The 20,447-nt window shown below is 53.7% G+C and carries 15 protein-coding genes; 4 read left to right on the plus strand and 11 right to left on the minus strand.

The window, feature by feature from the left end:
* Positions 1 to 52: 52 nt before the first annotated feature.
* Together MK110_00630 and MK110_00635 are read right to left on the minus strand one after the other, a co-directional pair.
* Positions 53 to 1,717, minus strand: coding sequence for an arylsulfatase (locus tag MK110_00630; protein MCH2209778.1), 1,665 nt, complete (start codon positions 1,715 to 1,717; stop codon positions 53 to 55).
* Between the two features lie 179 nt (positions 1,718 to 1,896).
* Entirely contained in the window at positions 1,897 to 2,871 is a 975-nt protein-coding gene (locus MK110_00635) for a nitronate monooxygenase family protein (protein ID MCH2209779.1), read from the minus strand.
* A gap of 172 nt (positions 2,872 to 3,043) precedes the next feature.
* On the opposite strand from MK110_00635, the gene MK110_00640 reads away from it, so the two are divergent.
* On the plus strand, positions 3,044 to 4,726 hold the full coding sequence (locus tag MK110_00640; GenBank protein ID MCH2209780.1) for a PQQ-like beta-propeller repeat protein: 1,683 nt from the start codon (positions 3,044 to 3,046) through the stop codon (positions 4,724 to 4,726).
* A 688-nt stretch (positions 4,727 to 5,414) separates the two neighbouring features.
* Here the strand turns inward: MK110_00640 and MK110_00645 are convergent.
* The 5 genes from MK110_00645 to MK110_00665 form a co-directional block, all read right to left on the minus strand.
* Positions 5,415 to 6,899 carry a rhamnulokinase gene (locus tag MK110_00645; protein ID MCH2209781.1) on the minus strand — a complete coding sequence of 495 codons (1,485 nt, stop codon included), beginning with the start codon at positions 6,897 to 6,899 and terminating at the stop codon, positions 5,415 to 5,417.
* A gap of 547 nt (positions 6,900 to 7,446) precedes the next feature.
* Complete coding sequence (locus MK110_00650; GenBank protein ID MCH2209782.1) at positions 7,447 to 8,166, minus strand: PrsW family glutamic-type intramembrane protease; 720 nt, start codon at positions 8,164 to 8,166, stop codon at positions 7,447 to 7,449.
* Between the two features lie 116 nt (positions 8,167 to 8,282).
* Positions 8,283 to 8,759 carry a YbjQ family protein gene (locus MK110_00655; GenBank protein ID MCH2209783.1) on the minus strand — a complete coding sequence of 159 codons (477 nt, stop codon included), beginning with the start codon at positions 8,757 to 8,759 and terminating at the stop codon, positions 8,283 to 8,285.
* Positions 8,760 to 8,876: 117 nt separating this feature from the next.
* Entirely contained in the window at positions 8,877 to 9,212 is a 336-nt protein-coding gene (locus tag MK110_00660; protein MCH2209784.1) for a heavy metal-binding domain-containing protein, read from the minus strand.
* A gap of 151 nt (positions 9,213 to 9,363) precedes the next feature.
* Positions 9,364 to 10,638 (minus strand): GDSL-type esterase/lipase family protein, encoded by a 1,275-nt coding sequence (locus tag MK110_00665; protein ID MCH2209785.1) that lies wholly within the window; start codon positions 10,636 to 10,638, stop codon positions 9,364 to 9,366.
* Between the two features lie 523 nt (positions 10,639 to 11,161).
* On the opposite strand from MK110_00665, the gene MK110_00670 reads away from it, so the two are divergent.
* On the plus strand, positions 11,162 to 11,449 hold the full coding sequence (locus MK110_00670; protein ID MCH2209786.1) for a (2Fe-2S)-binding protein: 288 nt from the start codon (positions 11,162 to 11,164) through the stop codon (positions 11,447 to 11,449).
* Between the two features lie 123 nt (positions 11,450 to 11,572).
* On the opposite strand, the gene bfr is transcribed toward MK110_00670, so the two are convergent.
* The 4 genes from bfr to thiC all read right to left on the minus strand — a co-directional run bounded on the left by bfr (position 11,573) and on the right by thiC (position 18,273).
* Positions 11,573 to 12,058 (minus strand): bacterioferritin, encoded by a 486-nt coding sequence (bfr, locus tag MK110_00675; GenBank protein ID MCH2209787.1) that lies wholly within the window; start codon positions 12,056 to 12,058, stop codon positions 11,573 to 11,575.
* A 204-nt stretch (positions 12,059 to 12,262) separates the two neighbouring features.
* Entirely contained in the window at positions 12,263 to 14,470 is a 2,208-nt protein-coding gene (locus MK110_00680) for a sodium:solute symporter family protein (GenBank protein ID MCH2209788.1), read from the minus strand.
* Between the two features lie 460 nt (positions 14,471 to 14,930).
* A complete protein-coding gene (locus MK110_00685) occupies positions 14,931 to 16,145 on the minus strand; it encodes a beta-lactamase family protein (protein ID MCH2209789.1) in 1,215 nt (404 codons plus the stop codon).
* Positions 16,146 to 16,464: 319 nt separating this feature from the next.
* Complete coding sequence (gene thiC / locus MK110_00690) at positions 16,465 to 18,273, minus strand: phosphomethylpyrimidine synthase ThiC (GenBank protein ID MCH2209790.1); 1,809 nt, start codon at positions 18,271 to 18,273, stop codon at positions 16,465 to 16,467.
* A gap of 120 nt (positions 18,274 to 18,393) precedes the next feature.
* On the opposite strand from thiC, the gene MK110_00695 reads away from it, so the two are divergent.
* Positions 18,394 to 19,491, plus strand: a complete 1,098-nt coding sequence (locus MK110_00695; protein MCH2209791.1) for an adenosine kinase — start codon at positions 18,394 to 18,396, stop codon at positions 19,489 to 19,491.
* Between the two features lie 56 nt (positions 19,492 to 19,547).
* The gene (locus tag MK110_00700; GenBank protein ID MCH2209792.1) at positions 19,548 to 20,417 is read left to right on the plus strand and encodes a hypothetical protein; all 870 of its coding nucleotides are present in this window, start codon (positions 19,548 to 19,550) and stop codon (positions 20,415 to 20,417) included.
* The last annotated feature ends 30 nt before the right edge of the window (positions 20,418 to 20,447 follow it).

Below are 20,447 nucleotides of genomic sequence, written 5' to 3' on the forward strand. Positions count from 1 at the left end.
CGTTTGAACCGCCGGTCGAAGGACGGAGATCCTGGCGAGCGAACGTTCGGTTTCACTCATGCAGTAAGCCGTCACGTTTCAGCAGTCCGAGAATCGTTGCTGTTACGTCAGTATGGACTGCCGAAATGTCACGTTGTTCAGCAGTGTCATTTACCAGATTATAAAGTTTCCAGTCCTGCGGACTTCCTGGCTCGGTGTTGTTTCCGCCGTACTTCACCAGCTTCCAGTTGCCGTATCGCACTCCAACGGAGGTTTCGCCTTCCTCGCTGGCGAAATACAGGTATTCATGCTTTTCCTGTTCGGCGGGCCGGCCAAGAAGAGTGGGCAGATACGAAATTCCGTCAATTTTGGCCGGTGGTCGGACACCTGCCAGTTCACAGGCCGTGGGCAGGAAGTCGTAAAAGGCGGAGGGATGGTCAGAAATTGTGTCGGGCACAATGTGGTGTGGCCAGCGGGCGATTGTCGGTACCCGAATACCGCCTTCGTGCATGGATCGCTTAATTCCGGTGAGTTGTCCGTTTGAGTCGAAGTATTCGTGACTGTGTCCTCCTTCATTGTGAGGACCATTGTCCGATGTGAAGATGACCAGAGTTTCGTTCTCGATTTCCAGTTGTTTCAGCAGTTGCATGAGTCGTCCCACGTCCCTGTCCATATACGTGATCATGGCCGCAAATCCTTTCTCCGGATTCGGCCAGTCCCTGTCGGCATAGATCCCGTGACTCGGTATTTCCATCCCGTCGCCTGTGAGACGACCTCCTTCGTTATTTGCGTGCGGAATGGTCCAGTGGATGTGTAACAGAAACGGAACATCATGATGATTTCGAACAAAATTCAGGGCGGCTTCTGTCATGAAGTCGTGGGAGTAACTCACCCGCCGGGATGACACCCGGCCGCGAGCTGCCGGCGACGGATCAAGGACGTTTCCTGGCAACGTCACCTGTCTGTCGTTTTCCCACAGAAACGTCGGGTAGAAATTGTGTGCGTTCCCCTGGTTCATATATCCGAACCAGTAGTCAAACCCGTTGAGATTGGGATGCCCGGAATTTTTAATTTCTTCAGGACGTTCCACGTGTCCCAGGGCCCATTTGCCCACTCCGCCTGTGGTATATCCGGACTCCTGGAGCAGCCTGGCAACGGTTGGTTCGGTCGAAGTCAGACTCCGTGGCCGGTTGCCGGTCAATCCTGTATGTCCGACATGTTGCCCTGTCCACAGAACCAGGCGAGACGGGCGACAGACCGTGTGACCGGCATAATGGTTGGTGAGCTTCATTCCTTCGGATGCCAGACGATCGATATTGGGTGTCTGAATTATTTTTTGTCCAAAGCAGCCGAGATCTCCGTAGCCGAGGTCATCAACCATAATGTAGATGATGTTAGGACGGGCATCATCTTCGATTGATTGTGTATGACTTCGCGTTGACTGCGGAAAAATCAGACAGATCAGCAGCGCACACACAGGAGCACGAAAGACAGACATGTTTTGGGCTTCGATCAGGTTGGTGTTGTATTGTTGAACGGGTTGATGACCCCGCGTGATCTCACTGGTCACACACGGCGACCAGGTCTGATGAGCATTCAGGAATCGCTGCAAAGAAAGTAACCCATAATATGTAATGCGCGGCCGAATCGCATCAATCCTCAGCGTATCGCCGGTAAGTCCGTACCGCTGCCTTTGGTTACAGCCGTTTTGTTGACATGCCGGGACCGTGCAACGCATGTTTCGCACATTCCGTAACACCCTGATTACCGAGGAAGAATGTTGAGTTATACGGAGGCTTCTTTCGGCTCATTCAGTTATTGAGTCAGACTTGGCACGGTTGCCTCAAAACCAGGGTGTCTCAAACGGCAACCGCCAACAGAGTGTCGTTCACAGATGTGAACGACAGCACGGTTCAGCTATTCAATGACGCCGTTGAGTCGCTGCAGAATCAACGCTTCGGCTTCCCCCATGATTCGGCGGATCAGTTCGTCGCAGGTAGGAATGTCGTTGATGAGACCGGCCACCATGCCGCAGGACCAGGCGCCGGCGTCCATGTTTCCATCCTGCATAATCCTGGGATAAACCCCTGCAACCTCATCCATGATATGTTCAATTTTCAGGTCGGTTCCGAGCTCCCTTTCTTTGTCCAGAAGTCGCTCGACAGCGGCGTTGTTCAATACCCGTTCTGTGTTACGCAGCGGTCGCATCACCAGCCGCGTGTCCAGCTCCGTGGCAGCCAGAATTGCCTGTTTCACATTCTCATGGACCGGGGCTTCCTGCGTGGCAATGAAGCGGGTTCCCATATTCATACCATCAGCACCCATTGCCAGCGATGCCACCAGTGAACGGGCATCTGCCATACCGCCTGATGCGACAAACGGAATGTCCAGCTCGTCTGCTGCCCGGGGCAGTAGAATCATATTCGGGATGTCGTCTTCGCCGGGATGGCCTCCGCATTCGAATCCGTCCACGGAGACCACATCGCAGCCAATGGCCTGAGCTTTCAGCGAATGCCGTACGGAAGTGCATTTGTGAATGATCTTACACCCGGCAGCCTTTAACTTTGGAAGATGTTCCTGTGGGTTCCGGCCCGCCGTTTCGACGATTCGGACTCCTCCGTCGATGATCGCATCGATGTAGCCCGGGTAATCCGGGGCGGTTACGGTTGGCAGGAATGTGAGGTTCACTCCGAACGGTTTGTCGGTCAATTCATGACAACGAGCAATTTCCGCGGTCAGTTCCCGGGGCGTTTTCTGAGTCAGTCCTGTAATGATTCCCAGGCCACCGGCGTTTGAGACAGCAGCAGCCAGTTCTGCGAACCCGACATAATGCATGCCCCCCTGAATGATCGGATGTTGAATACCAAACAGTTCCGTGATGGCAGTTTTCATGGTGGGCTCTTTTCGGTCTACAATTCTACAATACCGTTCCTCGTCGACATCAGAGGTTCAGATCCGTGAGCTTAGATGAGGGCGGTATGCGATGAAATGGCCTTGACGGGTGCTGTGTCGACAGTTGGGTGAGTAGACTGTATTTTTCTCACGTTCGATATTCGGTGGACTTATGACAGACGATCACCCCGTCCCGAATGGCAGCGAGCAGGAACTGCCAGGCGAACCGTATTTCGGTTCGTCTGGCCAAACAGCAACCGGTTCCCGGCGGAACACAGGAATCCGTCACCGGGGAATTGCATTCATCATCGTGGTCGCCACAGCAAGCGGACATCTTGCAGGTCTGCAGTGGGCAGGTGATCATCTTTCACGTCGCTCACTGGGGACAGTGATTCCGTGGACGTTTGGTTGTCTGCTGATGCTGTTATGGTGGACGTTCCTTTCCGGTGTTTGCTGGAAGACCCGATTCAGGGGGCTGGGGATCGTTGCATTCGGTGCGTTGTTGTTTGTGGGCGTGTTCCGCTGGGAAGGACAGTCGGGCAATTTTGTTCCGCACTTTGGACTTCGATTTTTTCCGACCGCCGAAGAACATGCCGTGCAATATTTCAAGTCGGAATCCGGGGAGTCTGCATCGTTCACCGTTTCAGAAAGACTTGAAATCACGTCGGATGACTGGCCAGGATTTGGAGGAATCCGTCAGGATCAGATCGTGAGAAATGTCACGATTCGCCGCGACTGGGATGAGAAGCCTCCGGCAGTGTTGTGGCGTCATCCCGTTGGTCCCGGGTGGTCGTCGTTTGCCATTGTGGGTCAACGGGCATTTACACAGGAACAGCGAGGCGAGGACGAAGCGGTTGTTTGCTATGACGCTGCAACCGGAAAACAAATCTGGCTGCACACAGACCGCGCTCGATTTTCGGATGCAGCCAGTGGAGCGGGACCGCGGGCAACACCAACGATTCATTCTTCGCGTCTGTATGCACTGGGTGCGACCGGAATTCTGAATTGTCTGGATCCGGTTACCGGCGATTGTCACTGGACCCGGAATATCATCGAAGATGCGGGTACTCGGCTTATCGAATGGGGAATGGCCGGATCACCCCTGATTTATGAAGACGTTGTGATTGTGAATCCTGGCGGAAAGACGGCGGCAGTGATTGCCTACGACTGTTTAACCGGAGAACAACGCTGGTCCGGTGCCGGCGACCGGGCAACGTATGCGTCGCCGCAGATTGCGGAGCTGGACGGTGTCCCGCAGGTTCTTATCTACTGTTCCACAGGTTTGTGGGCTCACGCCGCAGACTCAGGGAAAAAACTGTGGTCATTTCCCTGGACAAATATGACCAGGCTGAATATCGCCCAGCCGATCGTGCTGCCGGACAAAAGTGTGTTTATCAGCAGCGGGTACGGAGGCGGCAGCGCCCTGCTCAGTGTGACTCGCAGTGGCGACAACTGGCAGGTCGAACCGCAGTGGACCAGACCTGACCGGTTTCAGTTGAAATTCAACGGGGGTATTTATCGGGACGGCTATGTGTACGGGCTTGATGACGGAATTCTGTCGTGTTTCGACCTGTCGATCGGTCAAAAAACATGGAAGCGCGGGCGCTACCGTTTTGGTCAGATCGTAATGGTAGGTGACGACCTGCTGGTATTGACTGAATCCGGCAGAGTCGTGCTGGTGGAAGTCACACCCGAAACAATGACAGAGGTGTCTGCCTTTCAGGCGATTGAAGGCAAAACATGGAACCACCCGGTCGTCAACCGCGGACGATTGTACGTCCGCAATGGCCAGGAAGCGGCCTGTTATGATCTGAGCCTGCAGGTGAAACCGGCACAGGAGACAGGACTTCATTGATCAGCGTATCAACAGAGCGCCATGCCTGCTTAAAAATGGGGTCTTTGGAGCGGTTGTCAACCAGGAACGAAACCGGATTAAACTGTCCCGTCGGTACGCGATCGTCGAATGCCCCTATTTTGTTTTCAACAGTAACCAGTGACTCGTCCGCCGCCCTGGCGGCTGACGAAAGCCAGGCCAGCAGCAGGGAACGTAGCCAAAGAGCCTGAGGCTGACAGGTGAACAGGCTGTTCGGTTTATGGATAGCGGAATCAGCCACAGGAGTGCCTTCTTGAGAAGCCTGCAACCGGAGAATCACGGCTGTCTCTGCGCTGTAGCAGTTGCGGTGTTGTCCGTAAAACAAACCAACGTGCGGTCAACAGGTATAAGAGTGTGAAACACGATCGCCGGGTCAATGATCCTGACAGTCCGTACGAATGAGTTTTTATTGCCGGGGTTTATTAGGTGGAACCGGCTCCTTTCCGGTGGAGAGGGAAACGTCCTTTCCACCGCTGCAATCGAGTCCGGAGGCTCCATATCCGACAGTTGAAGCTGAAGACCACCCGTGTGCATTCCGGTCGTCGCACCGGAATGTCCCAGAATTGCCGTAACTCCCGTGTGAATCGAATACGTTACGCCATTCAGGCGGTTACGACTGCCTCCGCTCAAAACAACAGATTCCATCTGTTCACAGGGCTGTTGACATCGGCTACCTGCAAACATTTTGGAAACGGTCCCAGGCATCATCCCAGACCGTTGTATTACCGGGTGTGACCTCTTCTATTTTTTCAGAGCGTTGAACCACCGCCCGAATGTCTGCCAATGTTGCTAAATCTCCTGCTGCACGCGCCTGGATCAGCACATTTCCGAGTGCGGTTGCTTCCACCGGACCGGTGACCACAGGTCGACCACAGGAATCGGCCGTGAATTGATTCAGCAATCGGTTTTGAGTTCCGCCACCGACAATATGAATCACAGTCACCGGAACGTCGGTCAGTTCTTCGAGCCAGCCGAGGACCATCCGGTACTTAAACGCCAGACTCTCCAGTGAACATCGTATGAACTGCCCTTCCGTTTCCGGTACTGGTTGTTCCGTTCGGCGACACTCATCTGCAATAGCGGTTGTCATATCCGAGGGATCCAGAAATTCGGGTCGATCAGGATCAACAAGTGATCGGAATGGCGGTGCGTCGGCCGCCAGTTGCGCCAGTTCACCATAGTCGTAATCACGACCACGTTGTGCAAATGCCAGACGACATCGTTGCACCAGCCACAGGCCCATGATGTTCTTAAGCAGTCGCCAGGTTCCGTCGACTCCGCCCTCATTCGTAACATTGCGTTCCAGCGCCTTTGAGCTGAGAATCGCATTCTGCGTCTCGACTCCCATCAGTGACCAGGTGCCACTGCTGATATAGGCCCAGTTGGCATGGCCTGTCTGTGTCGTTGGAATCGCAGCCACCGCGGCGCCCGTGTCGTGTGTGGCAGGAGCGATTACATTGACTTTTCCAAGTCCGGTGGTGTCAGCAACTTCACCGCGAAGTGTTCCGAGATTCGTGCCGGGCAGTACTACTTCAGGAAACATTTCTGTAGGTATCTCAAATCGACGCAACATGTCGATCGCCCAGCTGCGAGATTCCGCGTTCAGCATCTGGCTGGTTGTGGCATTGGTGAATTCAACCACTCGGCTCCCGCTCAGACACCAATGAAAGTAGTCCGGCACCATCAAAAATTTTCGGGCTTGTGCGACGAACTCCGGATCTCGTTCACACATTGCCAGGAGCTGATACAGTGAATTGAGATTCATGAACTGTAGTCCGGTGGCGGCGAAGATTTCAGCCCGGGAAACCCGGCTGAACGCCTTTTCCATCATGCCGTCCGTGCGAGCATCGCGGTAATGCCACGGCTGACCCAACAGCTCATCGTTCCGATTCAGCAAGACGAAGTCCACACCCCACGTATCGACACCAACCGAGACGGCGGTTCCATTCAGTTGAGACGCCGCTTTGCTGAGGCCCTGCTGAATTTCTGACCACAGTCCCGTGAGATTCCACCGCAGTGTCCCGCCGAGATTCACGGGGCCGTTCGGGAATCGATGATGTTCCCGCAGCGAGATGGTCGATCCGTCGAAGCTGCCGGACATGACCCGACCACTTTCAGCACCCAGATCGGCCGCCAGATATACTTTGTCGACCATATTTCGCTCCACCGGTTAATGATCACTGCACAGGCGATTTTAACCGTCCGACAGGGCATCGCCACGCAATTCGGATTCCGAGTCTGTTTGGTGGAAGAACCGTGTTTGTGGTGATGTTTACGGAATGAACACCATTTGATGCAGAATCATACCGTTCTAGTTGTGTGTTCAGAGTAACGAACGGAGTTCTGACACACCGAACGCCCGTAACTTGCAGGCAGGTCAGCTCCACCGGCTTTTTCCGGCAGCCGGTGCAAAACGACCTGACGGAGACCAGATGAAGCAAAACACAGACGCGTCAAAGCGTCCGGAAGGGTCGGGTTTATACACTTGCGTCTGGATTGATCGGTTTCGGACGGGATTTAATCGGATATTGAAGCCTGACTGGTTTTGTGATGATTTCCCCCGTCCGAATCTATCGTTGCACACAGGGTTCGCGTGGCCCCAGTATGATTCGTGTCGCGAATGACTCCAGGTAAAATGGAAGAAGTCAAACGAGAACTAGTTTTGTCGCAGCCAGTGAAGTCCCGGGCATTCCGAAACAGGATCAGAAACCGAATCCACTGAGCTCCATCAGTGTCACAGTTCCATTGTATGTGCCATGAACAATGATGGCAGCAAAGATCCAGCTGGCGCCATCGGCCAGCATCGGGGCTCGTTGCTGTTGTTGAAGTCGTCTCCAGATCTTCCAGACTCCAATTCCGGAAATTGTCGAACAACCTGAATGCAGCAGGACACAAACGGTCCATCGCCATTCTGCCAGTCCAGGAGGCGGATCAGGGACATAGACTTTCAGATAGATAATATTTTCTACTGCAGCAAAGGCCGCTCCGGACGCCAGCGCGCACAGCAGAATCTGTATACCGTTGCGATACAACCATGGACGCTTTTCGACTATCCAGAGGGTTAGAGCAATCTTCATAATTTCTTCGGTCGTTGGACCGATCACCGTGACGGCAATCAGGGCACTGCCGGAAACGGACTGAGCTGCAAATGTGCCGATCACGGCAAAGAAGCCGCTGGTCAGAACAACCACAAGTGTTACCAGCCAGCTGGACAGCCCTGATGATTCGTCAACATTTTTTCTGTACCAGCGATACCAGGTCACAGCATCCGGGGGTATTTCTCCGGCCAGAGCAGACGAAAGTCCGGGTTCATCCCACACGGACTGATCTTCGGGAACATGATCCGACAATGGCAGAACCGGACCGGGATCATTCTTGTCCTGTGGATGCAGAATGTCTTCCATCCACGGTTCAGCGAACACAGAAGTATCTTTACCTGACTTCTCATGATGTGGCTCCGCATGTGGCTGGCGGAACGGTGACCCGGTCAGATCGGCCCTGTTGTCCGACCCGCTGTTTAATTTTTTCTCCGGCGGTGTCATTCGGTGTCGCTCGTGTGGTAAGCAGTCGCCGTGGCAATCACTGCGGCCATGGGGACCCGTCGCTGCACGGTGGAGCCTCCAACATCGGCCGATTCGATTCGGACGTTGCAGATCGCGTTAAATCCCTGATCGATGGCGGTTTGTCTGAGACGTGCAACAGCCTCGCGTCTGGCACGCGTCTGCAGGGATTGAAATGACCGAACCTCACCACCAAACAGCTTACGCCAGTTTGCAAACCAGCTCTTGAGATAATCACTGGCGATGACGACTTCGGCCACAACGAGTGACGGTGCAGGTTCCACGTGCTTTGCCATGGGGAACGATTTGATCTGAGTAATCAGAAATCCATCGTTCGCCGCATCAAATGCGTCCAGCCGCCGAAAATGTCGTTTCTCTACGGTCCGTCCGATGACGAGTCCAAAGACGACGAACGGCACTACAAAAATGAGAAGATTAATAACCAAGGGGATCATGACATTTCCTCCTCAGGAATCCGGTCCGAACTTTCTTTTTGCGTCGTCTTATCCGGGACGCCTGGCCGTGATGACGGCATCAGCATGACGGATACATGGAACAGAGTGACATTGAGCTTAGACAGACTGCTCAAGACTGACGGCTGTGCCGTAGGCATACAGTTCTGCAGCACCGGCAGTGACGGCACTCGTGGTGAAACGTACGTTGACCACTGCATTCGCGCCCAGCTGCTGTGCCTGAGCCAGCATGCGCTGCATGGCTTCACGGCGTGATTCTGTCAGTAGTTCTGTATATCCCTTCAATTCACCACCAACCAGGTTCTTAAAGCTGGCGGCAATGTCACGGCCGGCATGTTTGGCTCGCACCGTATTTCCCTGTACCAGCCCGCAGATTGCAACGATGTCATACCCGGCTACGGTTTCAGTATTAGTGACAATCATGGCGAACGGCATTCTCCTCAGATTCAGTGCACAGAAGACAAGTTCCCAACGATATCGCGCACAGGCAATCTTGTGAATCGTTTGGGAGGAGTCGGCGCTCCCGTCGGAACGATTCAGCCCGTCGGTCAGTCTCAGCAGCCGGAGTGAATCTGTTCGAAAGGATTTAGTCCTTCCGAATTCGGATTCGGCGATATTCCATTTGTCCGCGGTCACCTTCCAGACCGATCGGACCGGATTCCGGAAGCCTGAATTCGGCTTCCAGAATTTCTCCATTGCAGGTGCAGTGAGCCACGTTGTCGTTGACCACAACCACCAGCTCATTCCAGTCCTGCTGGCGATACTTTTTTAGTTCCGTGTACGGACCGGCCAGTACGTAGTCTCGACACTGCAGCTGCGGTTTGCGGATGAAGACCCCGCTGTCTGCATTAGGTGTTGCACGGAATTCCAGTTTCAGTGTGAAGTCACCCGTGAATTCTTCTTTCGTCCACAATTGCTGGAAACGCCGACCTTCAGCGGGTGTGGTGACGATCAGCCGGTCGTTCAATGCCACATAACGACCATCCGGAGTTGACGACGAGCTAAAATACTGAGGTTCATGTTCCTTTGGACGAAAGCCCCAGCCCGTCAGGTCTCTACCATTGAACAAACTGCGGAATCCGGACTCGATTTGAAAGTCGTCGGGTTTCGTTTCCAGGTAGCCCAGTGTGGCGAAGATTGGAACCAACGCTTTGGCCCACATGGCATAACCAGCCTGGTTGGGATGCAACAGGTCTGGAAATTCGGTTTGGTTCGCATCACCATGTTCATTGGCAAACAGTGTCCACGTATCCAGAACCGTGATCTGAGCATCACCTCTGACAGCTGTTTCATTCAGCTCGTTCAGCTTTTGAATAGCGGTGGCCGGACGTTTCAGGTTTGCTGACGACGGGAAAACACGGCAAAGCACAATCGGCATTGTTGCACTGTGTTTCTTCAATGCCGCAATGATCAATTCGACGTTACCTGAAATTGTCTCGGGAGACGCACCTTCTTCCAGGTCATTGGTGCCCATCAGGATCACGACGGCAGAGGGATTCAATGAAAGGACATCCTGGTTCAGACGTATCAGCATACCGCGCGTTGTATCGCCACTGATTCCTCGATTGGCAGCATTGAGGCCCGGGAAATGATCTTTGAATGTGGGCCCCCATCCCTGGGTGATCGAGTCACCCAGAAAGACCACGGCCCCCTGTTTTTTTGAAATTTCTCCGGCAAACGCGGTGCGGCGACTCTTCCACAATTTCCGAAACCAGTCGTAGCGCCGAATCGGCCCCGTGCCTGGAAGGCCGTCATCCGATTGAGGAAGGGCAAAGGACTGAGGAACGTCATCCGCGTGAACAAATGTATGCGTGGACGGAATAAAGCACACAGTAACTATTAAACCAATGCGAACAGACATCCCCCAGGCTTTCTTTATGTCTTGCGAAACCACGTTGCACGAGGCATAGGACACGAGATTGCATTGTCTACTTCTGTGAATTCTGTGCAAACCCTGCGACAATCCCTGTTAACGGCCGACTTCATTCCTCCATGGTAAATGCCGGAATAACCGAACGAAATCGGCAGACAGAAGCCCGGCATCTCAACCTCCGTTGTCGGACCCATGGGGCAAATTCAGGTATTGAACCTGCTTTGTGACTGAATAATCGCGGGAATTCAGATTCTAACCAGGCAGTGTATGTGACTGATTTCTGCTTTGCCGCGACTGTACGGGCTGCTTTCTCACAGCCGTTCAGCGCACACATGTCAAGCCAAAGCTAAATGGGTGTCCACGACCTCTTCAATTTCAATAACCGTGGTGAACTGCGCGCAAACCGCAGTTCACCGACCTCACAAACCCGGAATCGAAAAAATCCTCACAATATTTGTTGACATGTATCACGTATCCCCGAAACTAATGAGACTGAGTCTCAGCATGGGTGTTGAGACTAGGAATTGGAGATGCAGGCAAGTTTGAGATGTTGCTCGAAGAGAAGTCCTCAAACCAGGTTGTTTGTCACTGTCTTGGCATTACCGAACGCGAAATTGGCGTGGCGGGTGTCTCGGGCGGATGTCGTACACTTGCCGATGTGAAAGCCATGACGGCAGCCGGCAGCGGCTGCACAGCGTGTCACCGCCGTATCATTGCTGTTCTCCGGAAAACCACCGTTCAGACGGTGACTATTTCTCAGGAGATGAATTCCAGCTTTGCATCCCGGAGTTCCTGTTGAGTACTGCCGCAGGATTATGGCGTTACCACCGATCTGTTTACGTGGGTTCGTAATGATCGGAGCTGATCAGTGGAGTGACTGTCTCACAAACCTTAACAGTTACCTGACAGTATCAAAAAAGCGTTATTCACTCGCAGGCTCTTCGCCAGTCTGGCCCGCCAGATAAAGTTCTGAACCGATGGTTGCGATCTGGTGAAGTTGAGTCTCCAGCCAGTCGACACTCTCTTCGGATTCCACCACGATCCGCTCCATAATCTCCTTGCTGCCGGCGTCACCAACCTCGGCCGCCAGCTGCACGCCTCCATTGTAAGTCTTGACGGCGTTGACTTCGAGCAGCAGATCATTTTCCAGTTGTTCTTTGACGTTCGAACCAACACGGATCACGTCGTATCGTGCAATCTCCGGAACCCCTTCCAAAAACAGAATACGGTCAATCAGATACTCCGCATGTTTCATCTCTTCGATGGATTCTGCATAGTGGTGGGTAGCCAGTTTATGGAAGCCCCAGTCCTTGCACATTTTGGACTGCACGAAATACTGATTGATGGCAGTCAGCTCAATGGTCAGTCCAGCGTTGAGTGCTTCGAGGACTTTGTCGTTGCCCTTCATGGTCTTCCTTTTAATCCTGGGATGATTTCCATCGCGAACGACTTAATTGTAACCAGCTTTCCCGATTCCGATGACTGATCTGAGCTGGTCATCTCACCAAACCATACGATTGATATCCGGTCTCTCGCCGTTGCTGCGACAGAATCCCAGTCTCTTCGGCGGCGGGGCAGTCCGAATGTCCGATGCTCACGCAGGTTTGAATACTCAGCCCTGAGTACCCATTTGCGCTACGAACAGCACAAGACCGATAATTCCAAAACATATGATGAAAGAGAGGATGAACCCACCTGCGTCAACAATTCCTGGGCGTTGAAATTCCAGATCGGTTCCTGGAAACAGCTTTCTGTGATCAAACCGTGAAGGTTCCGCGTAACTTTTCTCGACTTCTGCTTTATCGAGCTCAGGGTTCGAATTCGCCGGGGTTTTCATTTTCACATAATAACGATCCAGTGCTTCCCGGCTGTTTCGTGGTGTGATCATACTAAACACGATCATGACCAAAAACGGCATAACGATCTTGGGAACCAGCTCCAGTGCACTCAAGGTTGACGAAGACTGGCTGCCCAGATCAAGTCCGAATGGCCGGTACAACAGCAGGTTCAGTTTCAGGCTGCCCTGTCCGCGGAAATCTGTATCAGCGGGATATTCCAAAGTTTCGCAACGGGTGAATTCATCAATCTGCTCGGTTTTGACAACCTGCGGCCGGACACTGGAATCCGACGGAACAATTTTGTCCCAATAGATACTGACACTCGTAGTAACCTTCTCGCTGGTCGTGCGGGTCACTTCGGCCTGGATTTCCTGCATACCGTCTTCACCGGGAACCAAAATTCTGTCCGCCGATATTTGCTGAGGCTTCAATTGTTCGTGGGCGATCAGTGCATCACCCTCGAGTCCTTCTTTGTCTTCATTCCAGCTGATTTCGGCGGCAGTCAGCTTTTGTCGCAGTATGGACTTTGAGACAAGTTCCTGTGAGATCGTTCGTATGTGTGGCGTACGGGTCATCAGGTCCTGGTTATCACGCAGACCGTTGAAAATCATCGGTCCGAAGTAGGGCACGATGAAGAAGAACAGCAAGCAGTAGGTAACGGTAATCCATGCGGCGGCGCTGGTGGCTCGCCGCCAGTACATACCCACCCAAAACGGAGCGGCGAAGACTAGCGGAAACCAGAATGTCAGTTTCAACTGGCCGAGCATGTCGTAGAACTTCAGGGAAAAAATGACTGAGCCCGCGACGACGATCACACCGATGAGTCGACCTGCCCACAGACACTGACGTTCATCAGCGTGCGGATTAACAAACGGCACGTACAGATTGCGCACGATCAGGCCGGCGCCGACAATCATATATGCGTCAACGCTGCTCATCAGTGCCGCCAGCAGACATGCCAGCATCAGACCGCGGAAGCCCGGTCCCAGTAACTGCATTGAGGCGTAGCCCCACGTCCGGTCCGGGTCGTTGATTAATTCGGGCACGTCGGCATACAGTGTTGCTGCAATCAGTGCCGTCAGTACCCAGCCCACCGTACAGAATCGCTTCAGAAAATTACCGATGACCAGTCCAACCCGTGCATCAAATTCGGATTTGGCGGAACCGCCTCCCGTGGCGATGAAGTGCGGCTGCACTACGATGCCTGTGAGGTTCGCCAGCACGATGGCGACCAGGTAGTACACTGAGAACTCTGCGGCGCTGGAGCTGATAACGTCGAAAAATGATTCGGGCAGTTGATCGTGCATGACCTGGAAGCCGTCCTTGCCTTCAGGATTCAGGTCGGCGTTTTCCGCCAGTCGGTTCAGGCCAATGGGAATCAGCATCACCGACAGACCGATGATGCACAGACCCTGGACCAAATCGGTAAAATACGCGGCGGCCAGTCCCCCCGCCATTCCGTAAACCACGACCACAATGGCCACCACGGGAATCAGCACATACTGCAACTCATACTGATTGTCGAACAGGGCGACGGTATCACCGATCATAGGCGCGGCTGTCTTGGCGAGAGCCGAGAAGAACATCGATCCGTAGATCATGAAGAACATGACACCAAAAACACTGTAAGCTGCCCCGAGTCCGCGTGACTCATATCGTTCAACATACCAGTCACCCAGCGTCAGGTGCCGCATTCGTCGATACCAAACGCCTGTGATCCAGTAAAACGGTGTGACGAACAGCCAGAACATCACGCTCCACATACCGCTCATTCCGCCGACGAACGTTGCACGTCCGGTGTTGATCGGATCGCTCGATCCGGTGCCTGCACCAAACGCCGCAAACGTTTGCAGCAGTTTGCCGAATGAGCGACCGCCCATGAAGAAATCCTCCTGACCCTTCACGCGACTCATAGCCCAGATGCCAATTCCTGCCATCCCGATGAAATAAACAGCAATTACCAGATAATCGATTGAGTCCATATTTTCGCAGCCCGTCTGAGTGCATTGACAATGTTAGTCAGGAAACCGGCGAAATCTTCGTTGGTGATTGAGATAAGACCGCCGCAGCCTGATCACACAACACCAGAAGTCCTGAATCGCATTCGGTATCTTTCAGGATCTGCCTGTGCAGGCACAGTCTGAAGACGATTGTTCCTCAACTGCACATCACGATATCAGATGCGACCTTTTTGTTTTACCTGTCGGGTGTTCGTCTTTCCGTCAATCACACCAGGTGTTTCATTAAGACTTTCGCATGATAAGAAGTGGTGAACCATTCGATAGACCGGACAGAGTCCGATTTGCGCGGGCCGGCAGCAGGTCTGGTCCTGACCTGTCTGAAATCAAGGACTCACCCCGGACTTCGATGTTGGATGTTCTGCCGGTGGAACGGAGGTCAGGAACACTCTGACGCTCACTCTGGCGGAACGTGTCATCAATTTCAGCCGCATGCTGAGGGTCCCTGACACAGTTGCTGCCGAACAATTTTCACGGCATTCATTGTCAGTGAGATGAGTTTAGGATTCAGTGGCAGTGGCTGTGACGACAGACTCGCGATCACAAGTGCATTTGTACGATCGACAAACACATTTTGTCCGTGAATTCCGAGTCCAAACAGCAACGGGGCCTCGTCGTCCAGCACGTACCACTGGGATCGATAACAGATCGGCAGACCGGGATAATACGCCGTGAATGAACCCTGGGCCCATGCCTGGGAACTCCCGCCGCTGTAAAGATCGTTGATCCATCCGACAGGCAGTATCTGCCGGCCGTCTCGCCGACCATCCTGGCTCAGTAACTGTCCCAGCCGAGCCAGATCCCGGACGGTTGCACACATGCCACCCGCTGCCCGAGGTGCCCCCAGCCGATCCACGGTGATGTAGGCACTTTGTTCAGCACCCATCGGTTTCCAGAGGAGCTCGCTGACCAGATCGCAGTATCGCCGACCGGAAGCACGTTCGATGATCCATGCCAAAAGGTCTGTATTCGGGGAGACATATTGAAACCTCTGCCCATGTTGCCCGTCATTTTCTTTCAGCAGCTGATAAAATGAACGCAGGTCTGTTGGCTTCGTTTCCTGTTCAGGCGGGTTCCAGTTTGTTGCTCTGCGGTATTCGATCAGAGGTCCCGAATCCGCCAGATAGTCTTCATCGAACAGAATTCCTGCTCTCATATCCAGAAGATTCCGCAGTGTTGCTCCCTGGTAGGCAGTGCATGACAACTCAGGTACATAATCGGTTACCTGATCTTCGACATCAATCGTGCCCATCGTCTCCAGGATACCGGCCAGCAGTCCCAGCACAGACTTGGACACTGACATAAGGATGTGCGGAGTATGGCATGTGAGGCCATTGGCATAGCTTTCATAGACCAGTCTGCCCTGGTGCAGAATCACCAACCCGTCACAATGAGTTTGCTGGAGGAAATCCGGCCAGGAAAGTTCCTCGCCGCGGGTGCCGGGGACTCGGCATTCCGTTAGTTCACATTGACGGGATTCCAGTTCCCAGACATTTTGCGGGTCGTTGGAAATTTCTGCTGACGGAACAATTTCCCGAACATGATGAAAGGCCCACACGTTGAATGGCGGTGTGCGCCAGTTGGCAAGCGTGACCTGCGCGTTTTGTTTGGGAGGAAATCCGTCCATCATTTCGATCATGGCATTTGTCCACGCCCAACTGCGTATGTACTGCAGAAAAATCTATACGGACAGTGGCGGCACTGTCCGGAATCCATCAGGTGATCGCACGCGGTTCCAACGGCCTCTGGTGCACGAGTGACCAGACACCCATTCCAGCCGGCTGCACGCGGCAATCATTCTGTACCTGACGCATTCCCGGAACAAAGTTGACAGCCACCCGGATTGCGCAGAGGTGTTGACGATTGTAGAAATACCGATTTGTCTCGGAGTGTGATGTTACGTCGGTCGAAGATGTTAGCATCAGGAATCATCTCAGAGCGTATTCTGGTCAACGGCTCTAAGGTGCAGAAATGTCCAGCTCCACGGTCTGGATTTCCTGGGCAGATTGTGCATTGGCTACGTCACTGTGGCAGACAGCCTTACCTTCATTGGCGCCGACGTTTTTGCGGGTCTTGCTGGCAAGGCGATGGATCTCTTCCGGTGACAGGATTCCTCTTTTCTCGAGAATCTCCTGCTGTTCAGGGGTGAGCGCTTCGGACACCTTCGCCTTGTCCCACTGATACTGTTTGTCCTTGCCACTGGTAAATTCCACGATCTCGCGGCTGATGCGCACACTGCACCAGTCGTGCCCGCACATCGCGCAGAAGTCCGTGTCGACATCGAGATCCTCGTCGTGGTAGGCCCGTGCCGTATCCGGATCAAAGCTCAGTTCAAAGTGCTTTTCCCAGTTCAGGGCGGCCCGGGCACGTGTCAGCTCATCGTCCTGATCACGTGTGCCAGGAATTCCGAGCGCCACGTCAGCCGAATGCGCGGCAATCTTGTATGCAACACAGCCCTGCTTAACATCGTCTTTCTTGGGAAGTCCAAGGTGTTCCTTGGGTGTGACGTAGCACAACATACTGGCACCATGCCACGCCGCCGACGTGGCTCCGATACAACTGGTGATGTGGTCATATCCAGGGAAGATGTCAGTTACCAGCGGGCCAAGTACGTAGAAGGGTGCTCCATGGCACAGACGACGCTGAAGTTTCATATTGAATTCGATCTGATCCAGCGGCACATGTCCTGGACCTTCGATCATCACCTGAATCCCCTTTTTCCAAGCGCGTTCGGTCAGCTCTCCGAGTGTTGACAATTCAGCAAGTTGAGCTTCATCCGTTGCATCGGCCAGGCCTCCCGGTCGCAGGCCGTCACCGATACTGAATGTGACGTCGTATTGACGCATCACATCGCAAATGTCTTCCCAAATGGTAAACATGGGATTTTGCCTGCCATGATGGATCATCCACTTGGCCAGCAGCGAACCACCGCGGCTCACGATTCCGATCAGGCGATCTTTAATCAATGGCAGGTGTTCCTGCAGGACTCCGGCGTGAATCGTAAAGTAGTCGACGCCCTGCCGAGCCTGATGCTCGAGTGCTTCAAGTATGATTTCACGATCCAGATCTTCAATTTTTCGATCGAGGATCATTGAATAGATGGGTACGGTACCAATGGGCACGGTGCTATTCTGAATGATGGCTTCACGGCAGGCGTCCAGGTCTCCTCCCGTGGACAGGTCCATCACAGTGTCCGCACCCCACTGCTCCGACCATCGGAGTTTTTCAATTTCTGCATCCATGCCGGATGACACGGGCGAGGCGCCCAGATTGGCATTGACTTTGGTGCGTGACGCTCGCCCAATCGCCATAGGATCCAGTTCGTATTTCAGGTGCTGTCGATTGGCCGGAATGACCATGCGTCCGGCCGCGACTTCATCTCGGACCTGTTCAGCGGTGAGATGAGCTTCGCGTTCGGCCACGCGTCTCATTTCCGGAGTAATCAATCCTCGTCGAGCTGACTCCAGTTGTGTGATCGGGATAAATCCGGCAGGCGGCAGCCAGGCCTGCGCATGTTCGTAGTCGTCCTCAAATCCAGGGCAAAGCGTCCAGTCATCCGGCATATAGTCCCATGCTGTCTGATGCGACGGGGAAGGCATACCGGGGGTGTCGGGTGAAGAATATGTGTACGCCCCGTCGCGCCCGGATTTGATGCCGGCAGCCCGGGAAAAACTGCCGGGTGTTGTTCCCGCGTGACTGCTGCTGGGATCATCGGCTTCGATCGCCGGCAGATACTCGGCTGCACGAGCCGCGTGATCGATGGTCATCAGTCGGATTCCTGAAATTCAATCGACTCGAAGTGAGGCCGATCATTCGGTCTGTAAAGCATTCACATCGTATCGTAGCGGACCTGGAATTCAACGCGATGATTGTGGCGCAAATCTTGGATGTCGACTGGGGAGTTTCTGAATGATTCGTTATCCTCTCGCGCCGGTCGGCTGCAAATGGGCGGCAACGAAGAATCGTCACCGGATTTTTGGCACTTGAGGCAGGGGCTCATGACATTTGATGTCTTTGGAATCGGAAATGCGCTGGTCGATATACAGGTACAGGTCAGCGATGAACAGTTGTGTGCTGCCGGCTTTGATAAGGGTATTATGACGCTTGTCGACGACGAACAGCAGCGACAGGTGCTTAAGTCGCTGGACGGGCTGCCGCTGAACCGGTGTGCGGGCGGGTCGGCGGCGAACACGATCATGGGGATTGCCGGTCTTGGGGGAAAGGCTGCTTACGCCGGGAAAGTTGCAGCAGACGAAACGGGAACGTTCTTTCTCAACGACATGCGCAGGCAGGGCGTGACGATTGAAGTGGCACCTTCGACAGATGGTCAGACGGGTACCTGTGCCGTGATGATCACGGAAGATGCTCAACGCACTATGCTGACGAACCTGGCGGTTTCGAGCACATTGACAGAGTCGGATATTGATGAATCCGCGATCGCGGATTCGAAATACGTGTATATCGAAGGGTATCTGCTGACAGGCGACGCGACGAAAGCGGCTGCCTACAAAGCGATCGAATTGGCAAAAAAGCACAGGGTGAAGCTGGCGTTTACAGCATCGGACCCGTTTCTGGTGAACATGCTGCGAGATGAAATGATGCAGCTCATTGAAGGCCCCGTTGATTTGTTTTTCTGCAATGAAGATGAAGCGAAAAGTCTGACTCAGAATGACGATCCGGTGCAATGTGCCCGTCAAATTCACCGCCACGCGGAGAATGTTGCGCTGACGCTGGGGCCGAACGGCTCACTGCTCATGCACGAGGGAGAATTGATTCCGATTGAAGGAGTTGAAGTGAATGCGATCGATACCACCGGTGCGGGTGATCTGTTCGCGGGGGCACTGCTGTACGGTGTCACCAACGGGTTGACATGGAAGCAGTCCGGACAACTGGCCTCATATGCGTCAGCCCGGGTTGTCAGTCAGCTGGGAGCGAGGATGGAAGTCGGTTTCACAAAAGATGAGATCAGGGCTGTTACTTCGTAAAGCGGTCACACCTGGTTGTCGCGGAAAGTGTGCAGGAGTCGCGAGAAAGGCATCTGATGACAGAATCGAACCAGCTGCCGCAGGAAGAATACATTGAGCAGGAATATTTTTTTCGGACGTATCGGGAAAGACTGCAGGACAACATTCCTTCGCAGGAGTTTCTGAAGACGGTCCAGCAGGAATTGCTCAGTACGTGCCGGCTTTCTGTGGCAGTCGACATTCTTCGGACGGAAATCGTGCACAGCGGGCGGATTGGCCCGGCGATGAAGCGGATGCCGCACTATTTTTCTGCGTTTCAATCATTTGTGATTCATCAGTCTGAAGAGGACCGATCGCGGTTTGACCATTCCGACGCACTGCAGATTTTAGAACGAGAGGCTCGATACCGTGCTGCCAATGTTTCACCGGCAGGTTTGTTCATGTTCCAGCTGGAATGCATTTCCCGGAATCGGCTGGGTTACCATTCCGGACTGGAAGCCATGTCGGCCGACGTGATCTACAGCCCGGACTGGAAGAAATGGTTTCAGCATTTGAGGCTGCAGCTGGGGGCCCGAGACCTGGCTGATCTGGTCTATCGGGTGTCAGAATATTATCACTCACGTCGTTTGTCCCAGACGACAGAAAATGATGTTCCCCCGGATGCGGTGGTGCTGTTCGAGAAACAGACGGGGCGAATTGCCCGGGCGAACATAGGGCGTGACCCGGTCTACTTTTTTTCTGCCCTGCAGCGACACCTGAACTATCCGCGTGTTCCGGTTCCGGAAAAATCTCAGATCGAACGAATTCACCCGGTCGTGGAAAGTCGTCTCACCCGGGTTGAGCAGCGTCTTAAGCTGCTGGAATCGGAGCAGAAGGGCGGGATCGATCTGTCTCAGTTCTACGGGAAGCACAGATTCATCTCTGAAAGCGACGATCCACTGACATGACTGGTCTGGCCGTTCAACCAGCAGCGCTTC

The sequence above is a fragment of the Fuerstiella sp. genome (assembly GCA_022447225.1).
Classification (GTDB): domain Bacteria; phylum Planctomycetota; class Planctomycetia; order Planctomycetales; family Planctomycetaceae; genus S139-18.